A 15,322-nucleotide genomic window follows, 5' to 3' on the forward strand; every position below is an offset into this window, starting at 1 on the left:
TATGGTATTTAAGCGTTCAGAAAATTTGCGCAGGGATGGATGGGTATGTTCAAGATAATGGGCTGGTTAGCGTTGGCTCTGCTCTCCAGCGGCGGGCTGACAGCCTATTTTTTGCAGCAGCAGTACGAAGAGAAAAGCGCTGATTTTCGTATACTTTATCGCGACGTGACGGTGAAGCTTTCACAGCACGACGCCATCATTCCGCTATTGCCGGCCAGCCAATACAGCCGGGAAGTGCAGAGGATCTTTCCGCAAATCATCCATTGGCGTTCTCATCCTGGTATTGAACCGCGACGGCTCATCGTAGTGGAACAAAATGGGCGCTACTGGCTCAATGCCGGTAACCAGTCGTTGTTGATCGATCTGAACCAATTGATGAACGAATTGGTGGGAGAAAACGGCTTCCGGCACCTGGTGGTACGTTGGAACGGTCAGACCTTATTTGAGCGCGGGGCGGCGCAGGCTTCCTACTATTGGCAATGGGAAAAGGTGATAGCCAGCCAGTCGCAGCCTTTTGTGCTGGCCGCCGGTGACGATCCGAACTGGGCTACGCTGCCCTGGCCCCTGATCCTGTCCCCTGCATTGTTCTGGGGACTGGTGCTTTACTTGATTAACCAATATCGAACCAACCGTCGGCGGCGAGATATCGCCGATCTGCGTGCCCATTACGCCGAAATCACACGGCTCAATACCCTGGGCGAACTGACCGCCGGTATCGTGCATGAACTTAACCAGCCCCTCACCGCGATTTTGAGTTACAACCAAACGGCCTTGCGTCTGGTTCGGCAACAGCACACCGAACAACTGCCGCAGTTGCTTGAGGCCGCCGTGGTTCAAATCAAGCGCACCGACGCATTACTGCAGCAATTTCGTCAGAAGCTGACCAGTGAGCGAGTCGATTATCAACCCGTCGCGCTGGGCGCACTCTGGGCCCGGGTGAGGACGCTGTTGGACAATGAAATTCGGGGCAATAAAGTCAAAATTAACAGCAGCATTCCTGACAATTTGCCCAGGCTGTTTGCTCCGCCGCTGTGGATAGAGCAAATTCTGCACAACATCGCCAGCAATGCGATTCAGGCGCAAGAAAATAATGCTGTCGGGACGGCTTGGATCAACCTGGCAGCCACGGCGACCGACGAGGGGATTGCTTTAACCCTGACTGACGGTGGCCCAGGGCTATCGGAACAGGCTCTGCAGCATGTATTTATGCCGTTTTTCACCACGCGCGCCCAGGGTATAGGATTGGGGATGGCCTTGACGGATACGCTGATCCAACGTCTTAACGGCACCATCGAAGCGACGAATATTGTCGGGCAAGGGGCCTGCTTCCGACTCTGGTTACCGATACACCCTGAGGAGAGATGATGAACCAAACCATTTACCTTATTGACGACGAACCGGCCATTCTCTCCTCGCTTAGCGCCTTGCTGGGTACCGTCGGTTGGCAAACCCGTACTTACAGCAGTGCGCTGGCGTTTCAGCAAGGCGTCGGTGAGCTGCATGGTTTAACCGGCTGTCTGCTGCTGGATATCAGGATGCCGGGCAAAACCGGGCTGACGCTGTTGGAGGAATGGCAACGGCAAGGGTTGGCGATCCCGGTGATCATCATGACCGGGCACGCGAACATTGATTTATGCCGCCGGGCCTTCAAAAACGGCGCCTTCGAATTCCTGACCAAACCGATCGACGCCGATTTACTGTTCGAAGTGGTCGGCAGCGCATTGGAACAGCAGCAGAACTTGCAGGAGCGGCAACAAAAAATACGCCTGATGCAACACCGGCTGGCTACGTTGACTGCTCGCGAACAGGATATTTTTGAGCACATTATGCAGGGGAATTCGAGCAAGGAGATCGCTCGCGTTTTTGCACTGTCTCCGCGCACTGTGGAGGCCCACCGGGCCAATATCTTCGCCAAGCTGGACGTCAATTCTTTGCCCAAACTGATGAACGAATATGGCGAGCTGGCGCTGCTGAAAAAAATGTAAAAACGCTTTGTTATTGATGAAAATGGGGCGCAAGTCCCGTCCCAAGGGCATTCTAGGTAAAATTACTTAATCGCGTAGGTAATCACGCCAATAGTGTGCTGCGGCTGCACCTTTTACTATTCCTGATATCCACAAGGGACAAGCAAGGAGCAAGCCAGTATGAAAATCATCATTTCAAGCATCATTTTACTCAGCAGCGTGACGTCGTTCGCCAGCATGGCCGGTGGCGTTCTCAGTGAAAAAAACCTTTCCCTCGACCTGGCCGATAAACTGGCTCAGAGCGCTATTCAGGCCTGCAGTGCGAAAAACTATAACGTCGCCGTCACGCTGGTCGATCGCGCCGGTACCCCGCTTGTCATCAAGAAAATGGATAACGCCGGTCCGCATACGATCGAAGCCAGTCGCATGAAGGCGTTTACCGCCCTCAGCACCAAAAACCCGACGGAAAACGTGATGAAGAATGCTCAGGCTAACCCAGGGGCGGCAAACCTGCGCGATATCCCGGGCTTCCTGTTGCTGGCAGGTGGCGTACCGGTGAAATCTGGGGACGTGGTCATCGGTGCCATTGGCATTGGTGGGGCACCGGGCGGGGATCTTGACCAGCAGTGCGCGCTGGAAGCCTTGAAAAATAACCAGAGCAGCCTGAATGCCGGGTGATCTTTTTTAACGGTTACCGCCGCTTCTTAGGGGGCGTTAACCTGATGACCGGCACGGCTATACGCTTTCACCCACTGGATGATTTGCTGCAACCACCTGGGCAATCATCCAGCAATACTTTCTGTTTATCCCCCGTCTCTCCTCCCAATCGTTATTTCTCCACTAAAATATTCATTAGCAAATCGACAATCATTAATGTTGTAGTATGAATCTCGACGAAGAGATCGTGACTCGTGAATATGAAAAGGATGAACCACTTTGGCTGGAAGTAGCTTACTGACTTTAATCGACGATATTGCCTCACTGCTGGACGACGTCTCGCTGATGACCAAGATGGCGGCGAAAAAAACCGCCGGGGTATTGGGAGACGATCTGGCACTTAACGCGCAGCAGGTCACCGGCGTAAAGGCCGATCGCGAGCTGCCGGTGGTGTGGAGCGTGGCCAAGGGCTCGTTTATCAACAAGGCGATCCTGGTGCCGCTGGCGTTGCTGATCAGCGCATTTGCTCCTTGGGCGATCACGCCGCTGCTGATGGTGGGTGGGGCTTACCTGTGTTACGAAGGGTTCGAGAAGGTGTTCCACAGCCTGACCCACAAAAAACAGGATGGGGAAGAGAATAAAGAGGCGCTGAACGCCAATGAAGACGTGGCGGCCTATGAACAACGCAAGGTGAAAGGAGCTATCCGCACCGATTTTGTGCTGTCGGCCGAAATTATTGCCATTACTCTGGGCACCGTGGCCGGGGCGACCTTCAGCCAGCAGGTGATTGTGCTGTGCGGTATCGCGATTGTGATGACGGTGGGGGTTTACGGCATCGTGGCCGGCATCGTCAAACTCGACGACCTGGGGTTGTATCTGAGCCGTAAAAGCAGTGCGCTGGCCCGCTCAATCGGCAGCGGTATTGTCAGTGCGGCACCTTATCTGATGAAGACCCTGTCGGTAGTCGGTACCATCGCCATGTTTATGGTCGGGGGCGGTATCCTGACCCATGGCTTGCCGCCGGTGCATCATTTGTTTGAGGACTGGGCGTCGTACGCCACCGTGGTGCCAACCTTCGGTCAGATCCTGCAGGGCGTGATTCCCGCCTTGCTCAACGTGGTGTTTGGTCTGGTTGCCGGCGGCGTAGTCCTGCTGGTGGTTTCGGCTCTGGGGGCGATCCGGGGACGTTTAAAGGCCTAAGCTAATCCCGCGCCTTTCGGCGCGGGGTCATTTAAAAGATCAGCTTGAACACGCCGGTGATGGTGAGCAGGCCAACGATAAAGATAATAGCGACAATCCACAGAATGATTTTCATTCGTCTCTCCCAATTGATTTGAATGACGGCGCGAGTTTTCGCTAACCTGATGAAATCATTATTTACTGTAGTCGATAATTCGCAAATTGCTCGCTGCAAGCCCATCAGGGGGGATTGTCGCCACCTGCGCCTAACGCACGCTGCATGATATGGGTGTCGCGCCACTTACCCAATTTAAACCCGACCGCCTTTAGCGTCCCCACGCTGCCAAACCCCAGTTTTTGATGCAAAGTCAGCGAGCCATGGTTTTCCCCGGCATTGCCGACGACAGCCAACATTTGGCGCCACGGCCCCTGCTCGCAGCGGGCAATCAGCTCGATCAGTAGCGCTTTGCCGATGCCCTGACCCTGTTGCCCTTCGGCGATATATACCGATTCTTCCACGGTGAATCGATAGGCTGGACGCGGTCGATAAGGCGTGGCGTAACAGTAGCCCACGACGAGATGACCCCGCTTGGCCACCAGCCAGGGCAGCCCGGCCTCTTGCACTTTGCCCAGCCGCTGCCGCATTTCTTCCTGCGTGGGGGGCGTTTCTTCAAACGAAGCGGCGCCGAATAACACGTGATGGGCGTAAATCTGTTGGATGGCGGCTATGTCGTCCGGCGTAGCGTCGGTGAGGATCAGCGGAGCGGTGTGGGGCATAGTGATTCATGTTTACCTTGGAAATCAGAAGATAAGCGCATTATGCGCCGCGCCTGGCGACAAGGAAAATTGGGCTTTCTTATGCTGAAGATAAAAAAAAGTTATACCCATCCGCGAAACGAAAAAATGGCGCATGACGATCTTCGCCATGCGCCGGGAGCCGCTGCGAGCAGCATTCGGACGTGGGAAAAAACCGGGCTAGCCGCGCATGAAGTGCGCCACCGCCTGCTGCAGGTAGCGTAATAGCGGCGGGGTCAGCCAGGTGCCTTCCGTCAGCGTCGGTTCCTGCTCCATGGCCTGGCGGATTTTCATCTGGGTGGCTGGGTGGGGACCGGCGTAGGACTGGAACAGTTCAAGCCATTGGGCTGCCAGCTGTTTTGCCCGCGCTGACTCTGGCGGTATGCCCTCATTCAGCGCCTGATGGAACTGGGCGATCAGTGCCGGCCATTCCTGCAGGCGGGTAAAGTAGTGCTGGCGCACATGGGCGTATTCTTCCGCCGACAGGTATTTTTGGTAGATTGACAGCTTGGTTTCGGCGAATGCCCGGGTCACATAGTCGGTCATAGCCGGGGTAATGCCGGTTTGTTCGCGTATCGCGGGCTCATCGGCATGCATGGCGTTGAGTCGGGTGAGAAACGCCGGATTACGCGCCGTATCGCGTTCCAGCATCAGCATCCAACGACGCGCCAGCGTCTGAGCCTGCAACGCTTGCGGTTCAACGCCGCCATCGATCAACTGGCGCATGCTGCTGACCAACTCGGCCCACTCCTGATTGCGGCTCGGGTCGGCCTGATAGAAAGGCAATTGGGCCAGTTCGTCTGCGGTAAAATATTTATCGTACATGGTCATTAACTCCAACGTAGTCAGCCAGTCGTTCAGTTCCGGTTCGTCTCCGGCGGTGAGCTGAGCATGCATATGCTGCAGACGATCGCGCAGCGCGGCGGTCTGTTCCAACTGCCGCTCCAGCATGACGATTTGCTGTTGTATCACCGAAGTGAGCGCCATCCCCGAACGCGCCAAAATTGCCCCGACCTCTGCCAACGAGACGCCCATTCGGCGCAATGCCTGAATGTGGTGCAAGCGAGTGATGTCAGCCCGGTTGTATAACCGATACCCGGCGTCGGAACGCGCAGAAGGAACCAGCAAGCCAATGCTGTCGTAATAATGCAGCGTCCGGACGGTAATGCCGGAACGGCGGGCCAGTTCGCCCACTTTCAATAACATCGGTGTGCTCCTCCCTTGTGCGTTCCGGGATACTAAAACCTGACGTAGCGTGAGGGTCAATAGCGGAGTTAAGGATATTTTTGGCAACGGAGGAGGGCGTTTGCCTTAGGGAACATTGGCGAAGTGCTCTGTTGTTTCGTAGTGGGGGCACTGCATGCTGCGCCCTATTACATAATCAACAGATTAAATCGGGTCGAACATGTTCGACCCCTACCGACTTAACCCATATGCAGGGGTGTCAGCCGTATGAGCCCAGCCAGGGGGCTGGGCTTTGTGGATCTATGTGCTGCTACCTTTCGCTAACGAGCAGCTCAAACAGCGTGTCGATTTCCTGCAGGGTGTTGTAATGCATCATTCCAATGCGCAATACGCCGCCGCTGTCTTGCAGGTTCAGCCGTTGGATTAAGCCTTGCGCATAGAAGTGCCCGCTGCCGACGCAGATATTGTGTCGGCCTAATCGGCGCGCAACCTGTTCGGGGGCATGTCGCTTAAAGGTCAGTGCAAAGGTGGGCGTGCGGCGTTGGCAATCCGCCTGAGCGGAACCGTACAGTTGTACATCGTCTATTTGCTGTAAGCGCTGCAAAAAATAACGGCACAGGTTCTCTTCATGGCGATGGTAGTCGGCAAAACTTTCCTGCAAACGCTGCCTTAAGGACGCGCCGGGCGTTCCCCATTGCGCCAGGTAGTCAACGGCTGCCGTGACTCCTGCCAGCCCTTCAAAACTCTGAGTACCCGTCTCAAAACGTCCTGGCCCCACGTCGGTAGCCGGTTCTACTTTATAGGGTTGTAGCCGCTGTAACCACTGCGGCGCGATATAGGCCATGCCGATGTGCGGACCAAAGAATTTATAGGCGGAGCACACTAAAAAATCACATCCCAATGCCTGCACATCGATCAGATTGTGTGGGGCATAGTGCACGGCATCGACATAAACCTGAGCGCCGACCCGGTGAGCGGCTTCGGTGATGGTTTTAATATCGACGATGCTGCCGGTAACGTTGGACGCGTAGGTCACCGCCACCAGACGGGTTTTAGCGGTGATCTGTTCGCACAGTCGGGCAACATCCAAAGAACAGTCTGCTTGTTGCAGGGGGATTTGATGCACGGTGACTTGTTTATCGTTTGCCGCCTGTTGCCAACTGGAGACATTGGCGTAGTGATCCAATTCGGTGACGATAATCTCATCGCCGGCCTGCCAGTGACGGCTAATGATTCGGCTGAGATGGAATGTCAGCGAGGTCATATTCATGCCAAAAATGATGTTATCGGGCGTCGGCGCGTTTAATAAGGCGCGCACCGACTCCCTGGCATTATTCATCACTTCTCCGGTCACGTGGCTGGAAAAATAGTGCCCGCCCAGATTGGCGTTATATTTCCCCAGGTAGTCCGTCATTTTTTCCAGTACGCCTCGTGAAACCTGAGACCCACCAGGGCCATCGAAGAAGATCACCGGTTGATCGTTATAATGCTGGGTCAGCGCGCTAAACTGGGCTCGGGCGAGTTCGGGCGTAAAAGTCATGCTTTTTCTCCGCGGGCCGTCAGGACAAAGATATCCAGGTGTCCTTCTTCTTCCGGGACAATGGCGCTGATCGGCGTGGCGTTATGCCATAACTTGCTGTCCGCCAGTAAAACGGCTTCGCCGTCCGCCAGCGCTTTTTTAAAGAAGGGAGGCTGGTGATTATCGGCGTATAACATGATTTCGCCGCCGACAATATTCTGCCGATGAATAGCAATCATCGCGATATGATCAAAACCATCCTGATGGATCCCTTCCGGCGCGACCTGCGTTTCATTATGAATGGCGACCACGCGCATCTGGTGAATTTCTATCTCCGCGCCTTCGGGTAAATCATTACTTTCCGCGAATAGATTACACATTTCATCCATGCCGGCGCTTTGCAACACGTCGCTATCAATGGGTTCAAAATGGCGTACCACGTTGCCCTGGAAGTGATTGATCTCATCGGACTGCACGAAATTGCGTTGGCCAACCTCTACCACATGGCCATTGAGATGTTTGACTACCGAATAGCGCCGTAAGCGGTATTTTCCGTCAGCGTGTTGCGTATGGGGCAATGCAGAAAACGACGGCGTTAATTGTTGAGTGGCCTGACGGCTAAGCGTAGTCATACTTATTACGTTTTCGTGTTTCTGTAACATAATCACCTCTAATATTATTGAATGATGACTTTGTAGGGAGGTATTTCGATTGAATTGTAGTCGACACTTTTGCCAAAGCAATTTTTGGCCGTCGCTCCGCAAACGTGGCTGTAAACGGGGATGAACGCAGAGAATGTTGGGGGTTGTGCGGCCGATGGTTACCCGGTGCGGTGAGGCTGGCGATCGGGGCTGTAATGAGCTGCGGAATGGTTTTGGCTGGCTGCCGGACCGAGCGCGGCGATGGTCGGGGGACTGAACCTGGGGAGAGATTAAAAGTGCGAGCACCTGCACAGGTGCTCGCAAGTAGAGCGCTGTTTTACCAGCCTTTGACCGCACCGCCGTTAAAGATCTTTTCGGCGGCTTTGGCAACTTCATCCGACTCGTAGGCTTTGATGAAGTTTTGTACGTTCGGCGCGTCCTTGTTGTCTTCACGCGTCACGATGATGTTGGTGTACGGCGAATCCTTGTCTTCGATGAAAATGCCGTCTTTGGTTGGCGTCAGGCCAGTTTGATTAATGTAGGTGGTGCTGATGATTGCCACGGTGACTTTCGGATCATCCAGCAGCTGCGGCAGCTGTGCGCCTTCCAGCTCCATAATCTTGTAGTTATGCGGGTTGGCGCTGATATCCAGTGAGGTCGGCAATAGCCCCTTGCCCGGTTTCAGCTTAATCAGGCCAGTTTTTTCCAGCAGCAGCAGCGCACGGCCGAGGTTGGTGGGATCCAGCGGAATAGCGATAACCGCGCCGTCCTGCAGCTCTTTCAGCGATTTGATTTTTTTCGAATAGCCGGCCATCGGGAACACAAAGGTATTGCCTACCGCCACCAGTTTGTAGCCGTGATCTTTATTCTGTTGTTCGAGGAATGGCCGGTGTTGGAAAACGTTGGCATCCAGTTCACCTTTGTCGGTGGCGTCATTGGGCAGCAATGAACCGCTGAAACCGACCAGTTCAACATCCAGGCCGTACTTCTCTTTCGCCACCTGCTTGGCGACTTCCGCTACGTCCTGTTCCGCGCCGTTGATGACCCCTACCTTGATGTGATTCTGATCGGTTTTCTGTTCACAGCCCTGCAGTGCCAGCACCGCGGCAAACGCCGCCAGCAGAGGGGTATAACGCCAGCTTTTGGTCATCGAGTGCTCCCTGAAAAAAACAATGAAATCAGTTGGTTTTGTGCTGCTAGCTAAGCCTGAACCTGCGGGGAAGTCAAACGCTTGCTCAGCACAAACGCTTATAGCTCATAACGGGAAGTTTTAAATCCCCCTTCTTGCAAGACGCTACGCCGTTAGCGGCAAGCGCAAAGCCTGAAGGGGGAGGGGAATGTTATTTGGCGCGCAGCACCACGATGCCTGGCGTAGCCTGGACGTACTCCATAAACGGCGAGTCCACCACCTGCATATTCTCTTTACGCGACGAGGCGTTGCGCAATACTGGGCCGTTTTCGGTCATGATATAGATACCGGTATGGGTGACGTCCAGACCGGCCAGGTTGGTATAAATACCGATGTAATCACCGGTGTGCAACCGGGCAAGAACCTTGTCGTCAATCGCCTCGCTGGGCAGGTAGGTAATGCTGCGTCGAACGTTTTTCAGCCCTGGCAGATAGCTGCTGCCGTCTGATTTTTGATTGAGGTTTTTCACCAGCGTCACGGCATGCGGGCTGAGCGTGGCTGTAACGTCCGTTACGTTGGTTTTGGCCTGATGCGACCAGTCGGTGAAGAAGTGTTTACGCTTCAGGAAGCTGATATCGCCATTGGCATAGCGGATTTGAATCAGCCGCTGTACAAAGTCAGCCTGGCTGTTGGCCTGGCGCAGCGCATCGACATAATCGATGTAGGTGAAGCAATCCAGACCGCGGAAGTCGATCACCAGTTCTTCCGGCGTAGTCTGCGAGCCAATCAGCCGGTTGGCGACGTAGGGCGTACCGAGGAAAGGTCGTGACAGCAGGTCGATCATGCGGCCGTTATCCTGCCGTTGCTCGGGCGTTGCCTTGGCGCGCAGGGCGAGAAGCTCATTGAGTTTGTTTAACGTGTCGTTGTCCATGCTGGCCTTGAGATCTGCAGGTGGGGTAGTGATGGGTTCAGGTGTTTGCCCGACCGGAATTTTATCTGCACAACCGCTAAGCGCAATAGCCAATATCATTGAAACTACCCTGTACATTTTACCCTCCAATGGTTCGGCTTGTGATCGTAGAAATGATAACAGTTCTCACCATGGCCAGGATGGTTAATGTTTAAACATAGCCTCAACGTTCGGCGATCGCTTAATACCCGATTTCGCTGTTAAACGGCAGATACCAGAACAGGGCAATTTCGTGATCGGGAATATCAGGTTGAGCACGGTACAGCAGATGATCGATGCCGCCGAGGATAAACCCAAAGCGCTGGTAGCAGCGGCAGGCAGGCAAATTGGTGTTTTGCGTTTCCAGCATCAGCCCGGCGGTTTCGTGACGTTGCGCCCAGAGTCGTGCGCTCTCCAGCAGCGCGGTGGCGACGCCGAGTCGGCGCACATGAGCACTGACGACAATCTCCTCGATGAGCGCATAGCCATTCCAGTTATTGCTCAGCGTGATATGGCCAACCGCCTCCCCGCGATGACGCGCCAGAAAGGTTTCGCTTTCATCATTGACGAACGGTGCCAGCGGGTAGTGCTTGCGAAACGGCGTCACCGGCAGCAGCGGCCAGCTGTCAATCGGCGCGTTGAAAATCGGCTGGGCGTAGTGGGCAATCTGAAAGCTGAAGTCGCAGCCGGTCAAGTATCCGTCGGGCAACTGGGTCACCGGGGTAATTTGAATCGCTTCGCTCATGGGGTCAGTTCCCTTAGCAGGCGGGCTGGATTGCCGGCGTAAATCCCCTTGCGGGTGATGTTTTTGGTGACCACCGCACCGGCGCCGATCACCACTCCGCTGCAGATTTCCACCGCCAGTACCGTGGCGCCGGACCCGATGGAGACGTCGTCGCCAATCCGCGTGCGGCCCCAGCTTGCCGGATCGGCATTGGGGGCGCCATCTTTGAACAGATCGTTGGCGAAGGTCACGTTGTGGCCGATAAAACAGTCCTCGCCGATGGTGACATATTCGCAGATAAAGCTGTGAGACTGGATTTTACTGCGGGCGCCAATGCTGACGTTTTTTTGGATTTCGACAAAGGGGCCGACGAACACCCCGTCACCGAGTCGGCAGCCGTACAGATTACAGGGCTCTACGACGGTGACATTTTGCCCGGCGTCGACATCGACGATGCCGACCTGGCGAATCTTGATGGCGGATGACATGGCATTCCTCACGGCGGATAAGCAGGCGGGAATTATAAAACAAACTGCCGCCGCGTTTGCGCTTTCTGAACGTTTTTTCAGCGAAAGACTATAATTAGTACAGGGGAGAGAGCCCCGTGGCCGCAATCCTCGTACGGTTAGCAATCCGTCAGAGGGGTAAATTCGTTCGCCGATCGCGACCTACGGCGATGGAGGAGGTGTCTCATGGTTAATCATGTTTGGGGACTTCTGGCGCATCCAAGCACCGAGTTCGAACACATTAAAAGCGAGAACGAAAGCGTCTCGCACCTTTACACCCACCACGTGCTGTTGCTGGCGTTGATCCCGGTGATCTGCGCGTTTATCGGTACCACCCAACTGGGCTGGCTTTCCGGCGAAGGGCACGCTATCCGGCTCGATATGTTTACGGCTTCCTATACGGCGGTCGCGTTTTACCTGCTGATGCTGGCAGGCGTAGCTATCATGGGGAAAGTGATCCACTGGATGGCGCGCCGTTATGAGGTTCGTCCCAGCTTGCATCGTTGCATGGTGTTCGCCGGTTATGTCGCCACCCCGATGTTCCTCAGCGGCATCGTGGCGTTATATCCCGTCGTGTGGTTGTGTCTGTTTGTCGGCGTGATTGGCCTGTGTTATTCAGGCTATTTGCTGAACCTGGGCATACCTCACTTCCTGAATATCGACAGTAAAGAAGGCTTTATTTTCTCCAGCTCTACCTTTGCCATCGGCATCCTGCTGCTTGAGTTATTGCTTGGGGTTACGGTGCTGCTGTGGGGGTATGGTTCCTGGTTGTTCTGAAGTGATTGAGTGTTAGCCCCTCACGCCGGCCTGGCGTGAGGGGCTTTTGCTATTTAAGGTTGGCGAAACACCAGCATCACCCCGAGCAGAATGGCTGCCATGCCCAGCATGCTGATGGCCGCCAGCGCGTGACCGAGCAGCAGATAGTCCAGCAGGGCGGTTACCGCCGGGATCAGATAAAACAGGCTGGTGACCTGCACCAGATTGCCGCGCTGGATCAGCCGGTACAGCAGGAAGGTGGCCAACACCGAAATCACCACCGCCATCCACAGCAGCGGCAGAACAAATGCCAGGCTCCAATCGACCCGCAGCGGTTCAAACGGCAGCACCAGCGAACACATCAGCAGCCCAACTGCATACTGCAGCGGCAATACCGCCAGCGGCGGTTGGCTAAGCCCTTTTTGCAGCAAAGTCCCGGCGGTTATGCAGCCCAGCGCGATAAAGGCGCACAGCATACCGACCAGTGAGAAGTGGGCAATCATCAGGCTTTGATACACCACCAGCGTCAGTCCGGCCATCGCCAGCAGCAGGCCCAAGCCGCGCAACCCTGAGCAGCGGCGTTCGGTAATGAACTGGGTGAGTATCGGCTGAACGCCGAGCAGCGTCGCCAATACGCCGGGGGTAATGCCCTGTTCCAGCGCCAGCAAATAACAAATCTGATAGCTGCCGATCATCAGCAGACCGATCAGCGCCACCCGAAGACGGGTGCCCGGAGCCGGCAAGCACTGCCGTTGCCACAGGCCGATAGCCAACAGCAGCGCCAGTGCGATGGCGCAACGAAAGAAGAGAAAAGCGAAGGCGGAAGCATGCTCCAACCCCCAGCGCGAGAAAATTGCGCCGCTGCTCCAGAGCAGAACGAATAGCGTAGCCAAGCCGACGTTGGCCCAGTGAGAAATCAATCGCATTTTGTTTTCACCTGTCGTGAAAATAACAAGCTCCAGCACGCGCGGCGTTCTACGCCTGAGCGCAAAGCAAGGAAAGCTGGAGGTGAGGAATTCGGTTTGGCTTAACGCACAACCACGGCGTGTGGTGGGTAAGCGGCTACCGCGGTAACGACAGAGAAAACGGCGGGTGGGGCTGAGGATGCGCACAGCAGAACGACGGCCGCAAGCGGCGTGTTTTCTGGATCGGTAGCGTGCGCAAACTCTGTCATGGATATTCCTGAATACAGGGAGTGATTAACCTCTTCAAGATAGTCAAGTTTGGCGGAGGGCGCAACCTAAAAACGGCGCACTCCGCAACCGTTCTCAGTACAGCTCCAGATGCAGACGCCCTTGTTGCGTCAGCCTTTGCCACAGGCTGTCCGTCGCGGTTTCGGCCCCTGGAGCACAGGCCTTTTCCAGCGCCTGCGCGACGGCGGTTTCAAGATACTGTCGGTTGCCGCACAGGTAGAGGTGTGCCCCCTTAAGCAACAGCTCCCTCACGTAATCGGCATGTTCTTCGATCGCGTGCTGCACGTAGTATTTGGCGGCACCATCGCGGGAAAACGCGGTAATGAGCCGATTCAGTACGCCATTCTTGCACAGTGACTCAAGCTCTTCGCGGTATAGGAAGTCTTCGTCGCGGCGTTTTTCGCCGAAGATTAAGGCGGTTTCTCGCTGTCCGCCGTCGATCGCCATTTCACGCAGCAAGCCTATCAACGGGGCGATACCGGTACCGGTGCCGATGAACAGCACGGGAGTTTGCGGATCGGGCGGCAGGTAGAAGTTGGGATTGGCGCGGCAGAAGACACGGAAGGGGCCTGGGTTATCGAGCAACCAGCCGGTGGCCGTGCCGTTTCGGGTGCGCCCATTACGCTCGTAGCGAACCTCGCGAACGCACAAATCCAGGCTGTCTTCTCGCGAAGCCGAAGCGATCGAATAGGCGCGCGGTAAGCAGGCAGGGAGCAGCGTTAGCAGATCATCCAAAGTGACCGACTGCGGCGTGCAAAACTCTTGCAGCACGTCCAGCAGATCGGCGCCGTACAGGTAGGCTTCCAGCGCTTTGCGCTGGCGGATTTTCAGCATCTCCTTAAGGTCTTCGCTGCCGGCAAGCTGCGCCAGTTCGCGCAATGTCGCTTTGCTTATTTGGCGCAGTTCCCGGCGGCGCAGCGCCTCTGCGGCCTCCGGCCGGTCGAACCAGGCTGACAGACGAAGCAGTAAATCCTCGTCGTTTTCCGGCAACAGGTAGAGCGTATCGCCTGCCCGGTAGGCGATGCCGCTGCCGCTGATATCCAGACGAAGATGCCAGGCATGCGGCGCGCGGGCACTGAGCGAACGGCGCTCCAGCAGGCCGGCGGCAAAAGCATTGTCCTCGCCATAGGCGGTGACGCGCAGATGCAGATCGCGACCGGCCTGCCAATCCCCCGCAATCACCTGTTCCACTACGGCTGACCAGGTGGTGAAAAAGCTCTCGAAGTTTACGTCGGCATCAACGCGGTTGACGATGGCCTGCGCGCCGCGTTCGGACAACCCGGCGTCAAGCCATTGCGTGAAACCGCAAAAACGCGGGTACGCCGTGTCGCCCAAGCCGAAAATGGCGTAGCGCAGGTGCGCGAGGTTTGGCGTGTGTGTCAGAACGTCGAAAAAAAGCTCGGCGTTGGCGGGCGGCTCCCCGTCACCAAACGAACTGGATACGATAAGCAATAGGTCGCCTTTCCCCAGGTTTGCCGGTGAAATTTCGTTGAGGGTCAATAGGGTGGGGGCGTAAGGGTGCAGAAAAGGTAACTCGCCCAAGCGCGTAGCCAGCGCCTGGGCTTTGCCCGATTCCGAACCGTAGCCAATCAGGATACGTTCGATGATATCGGCCATGTTTCTTACTTATCGTAGTGGTTGTCGAACTGTTCTTTGGAGAATTCGACGGAGTCGAAATCGGTCATTAGATCGTTGATCACACGGCGGATACTGATGTAGGCCTCGATTTTGCCCTGAGCGTCATAGAGCGGTTGCACGGTGGTGTCGACCACATACAGCACGCCACCCTTGCCAACGTTGGGAATGATGCCGGTCCAGATATTTCCGGCTTTAATGGTATCCCACATCTCTTTGTAGATGGCCTTGGGGACGGAAGGGTGACGCACGATGTTGTGGGGTTGCCCGACCAGTTCTTCCCGGGTAAAGCCGGTGAGCTGGCAAAACAGGTCGTTGACATAGGTGATGGTGCCTTGCAGGTCGGTGGTGGAGATCACCATCACTTTGTCCAGTGCAGACAGCAGTTGGGCGGAATCGAGGGTCTGGCTCATGGTAGGTTCCTTCTCATTAATTTTGCGGTGAACGTCACGGCAGATGTCACGTATCCGTCATGACAAATTTGTTATTG

The 15,322-nt window shown here is 55.5% G+C and carries 16 protein-coding genes; 5 read left to right on the forward strand and 11 right to left on the reverse strand.

The window, feature by feature from the left end; translation table 11 throughout:
• The first annotated feature begins 45 nt into the window (after positions 1-45).
• The 4 genes from NR114_RS00395 to NR114_RS00410 all read left to right on the forward strand — a co-directional run bounded on the left by NR114_RS00395 (position 46) and on the right by NR114_RS00410 (position 3,821).
• Complete coding sequence (locus NR114_RS00395) at positions 46-1,365, forward strand: sensor histidine kinase (RefSeq protein WP_046374216.1); 1,320 nt, start codon at positions 46-48, stop codon at positions 1,363-1,365.
• The gene (locus NR114_RS00400) at positions 1,365-1,985 is read left to right on the forward strand and encodes a response regulator transcription factor (protein ID WP_020825762.1); all 621 of its coding nucleotides are present in this window, start codon (positions 1,365-1,367) and stop codon (positions 1,983-1,985) included. Before NR114_RS00395 ends, NR114_RS00400 begins: the two co-directional genes overlap by 1 nt.
• Before the next feature lie 159 nt (positions 1,986-2,144).
• A complete protein-coding gene (locus NR114_RS00405; RefSeq protein WP_020825763.1) occupies positions 2,145-2,642 on the forward strand; it encodes a heme-binding protein in 498 nt (165 codons plus the stop codon).
• Between the two features lie 258 nt (positions 2,643-2,900).
• A complete protein-coding gene (locus NR114_RS00410; protein ID WP_046374213.1) occupies positions 2,901-3,821 on the forward strand; it encodes a DUF808 domain-containing protein in 921 nt (306 codons plus the stop codon).
• A 219-nt stretch (positions 3,822-4,040) separates the two neighbouring features.
• Here the strand turns inward: NR114_RS00410 and NR114_RS00415 are convergent, their stop codons facing one another.
• The 8 genes from NR114_RS00415 to NR114_RS00450 all read right to left on the reverse strand — a co-directional run bounded on the left by NR114_RS00415 (position 4,041) and on the right by NR114_RS00450 (position 11,230).
• The gene (locus NR114_RS00415) at positions 4,041-4,577 is read right to left on the reverse strand and encodes a GNAT family N-acetyltransferase (RefSeq protein ID WP_256813856.1); all 537 of its coding nucleotides are present in this window, start codon (positions 4,575-4,577) and stop codon (positions 4,041-4,043) included.
• Positions 4,578-4,775: 198 nt separating this feature from the next.
• Complete coding sequence (locus NR114_RS00420) at positions 4,776-5,801, reverse strand: MerR family transcriptional regulator (RefSeq protein WP_256813857.1); 1,026 nt, start codon at positions 5,799-5,801, stop codon at positions 4,776-4,778.
• Between the two features lie 289 nt (positions 5,802-6,090).
• Positions 6,091-7,320, reverse strand: a complete 1,230-nt coding sequence (locus NR114_RS00425) for a cysteine desulfurase-like protein (RefSeq protein WP_176983700.1) — start codon at positions 7,318-7,320, stop codon at positions 6,091-6,093.
• Positions 7,317-7,931: a 2OG-Fe dioxygenase family protein gene (locus tag NR114_RS00430; RefSeq protein ID WP_104410908.1), complete on the reverse strand. Its 615-nt coding sequence runs from the start codon at positions 7,929-7,931 to the stop codon at positions 7,317-7,319. The genes NR114_RS00425 and NR114_RS00430 overlap by 4 nt, the downstream gene beginning before the upstream one ends.
• A gap of 346 nt (positions 7,932-8,277) precedes the next feature.
• On the reverse strand, positions 8,278-9,090 hold the full coding sequence (locus NR114_RS00435) for a MetQ/NlpA family lipoprotein (protein WP_020825771.1): 813 nt from the start codon (positions 9,088-9,090) through the stop codon (positions 8,278-8,280).
• Positions 9,091-9,280: 190 nt separating this feature from the next.
• The gene (locus NR114_RS00440; RefSeq protein ID WP_041414317.1) at positions 9,281-10,117 is read right to left on the reverse strand and encodes a DUF1460 domain-containing protein; all 837 of its coding nucleotides are present in this window, start codon (positions 10,115-10,117) and stop codon (positions 9,281-9,283) included.
• A gap of 103 nt (positions 10,118-10,220) precedes the next feature.
• Positions 10,221-10,763: a GNAT family N-acetyltransferase gene (locus tag NR114_RS00445; RefSeq protein WP_046374208.1), complete on the reverse strand. Its 543-nt coding sequence runs from the start codon at positions 10,761-10,763 to the stop codon at positions 10,221-10,223.
• Positions 10,760-11,230, reverse strand: a complete 471-nt coding sequence (locus NR114_RS00450; RefSeq protein ID WP_122077695.1) for an acyltransferase — start codon at positions 11,228-11,230, stop codon at positions 10,760-10,762. Before NR114_RS00450 ends, NR114_RS00445 begins: the two co-directional genes overlap by 4 nt.
• 204 nt (positions 11,231-11,434) lie before the next feature.
• On the opposite strand from NR114_RS00450, the gene NR114_RS00455 reads away from it, so the two are divergent.
• Positions 11,435-12,025 carry a Yip1 family protein gene (locus NR114_RS00455; protein WP_020825776.1) on the forward strand — a complete coding sequence of 197 codons (591 nt, stop codon included), beginning with the start codon at positions 11,435-11,437 and terminating at the stop codon, positions 12,023-12,025.
• 53 nt (positions 12,026-12,078) lie between these two features.
• On the opposite strand, the gene NR114_RS00460 is transcribed toward NR114_RS00455, so the two are convergent.
• From NR114_RS00460 to NR114_RS00470, 3 genes are all read right to left on the reverse strand, one after another.
• A complete protein-coding gene (locus tag NR114_RS00460) occupies positions 12,079-12,930 on the reverse strand; it encodes a DMT family transporter (RefSeq protein WP_020825777.1) in 852 nt (283 codons plus the stop codon).
• Between the two features lie 342 nt (positions 12,931-13,272).
• On the reverse strand, positions 13,273-14,814 hold the full coding sequence (locus tag NR114_RS00465) for a sulfite reductase flavoprotein subunit alpha (protein ID WP_234529426.1): 1,542 nt from the start codon (positions 14,812-14,814) through the stop codon (positions 13,273-13,275).
• A 5-nt stretch (positions 14,815-14,819) separates the two neighbouring features.
• Complete coding sequence (locus NR114_RS00470) at positions 14,820-15,245, reverse strand: PAS domain-containing protein (RefSeq protein WP_020825779.1); 426 nt, start codon at positions 15,243-15,245, stop codon at positions 14,820-14,822.
• Between the last annotated feature and the right edge of the window lie 77 nt (positions 15,246-15,322).

Origin of the sequence: Serratia sp. Ser99, from assembly GCF_024519545.1 — a bacterium.
Classification (GTDB): domain Bacteria; phylum Pseudomonadota; class Gammaproteobacteria; order Enterobacterales; family Enterobacteriaceae; genus Serratia; species Serratia liquefaciens.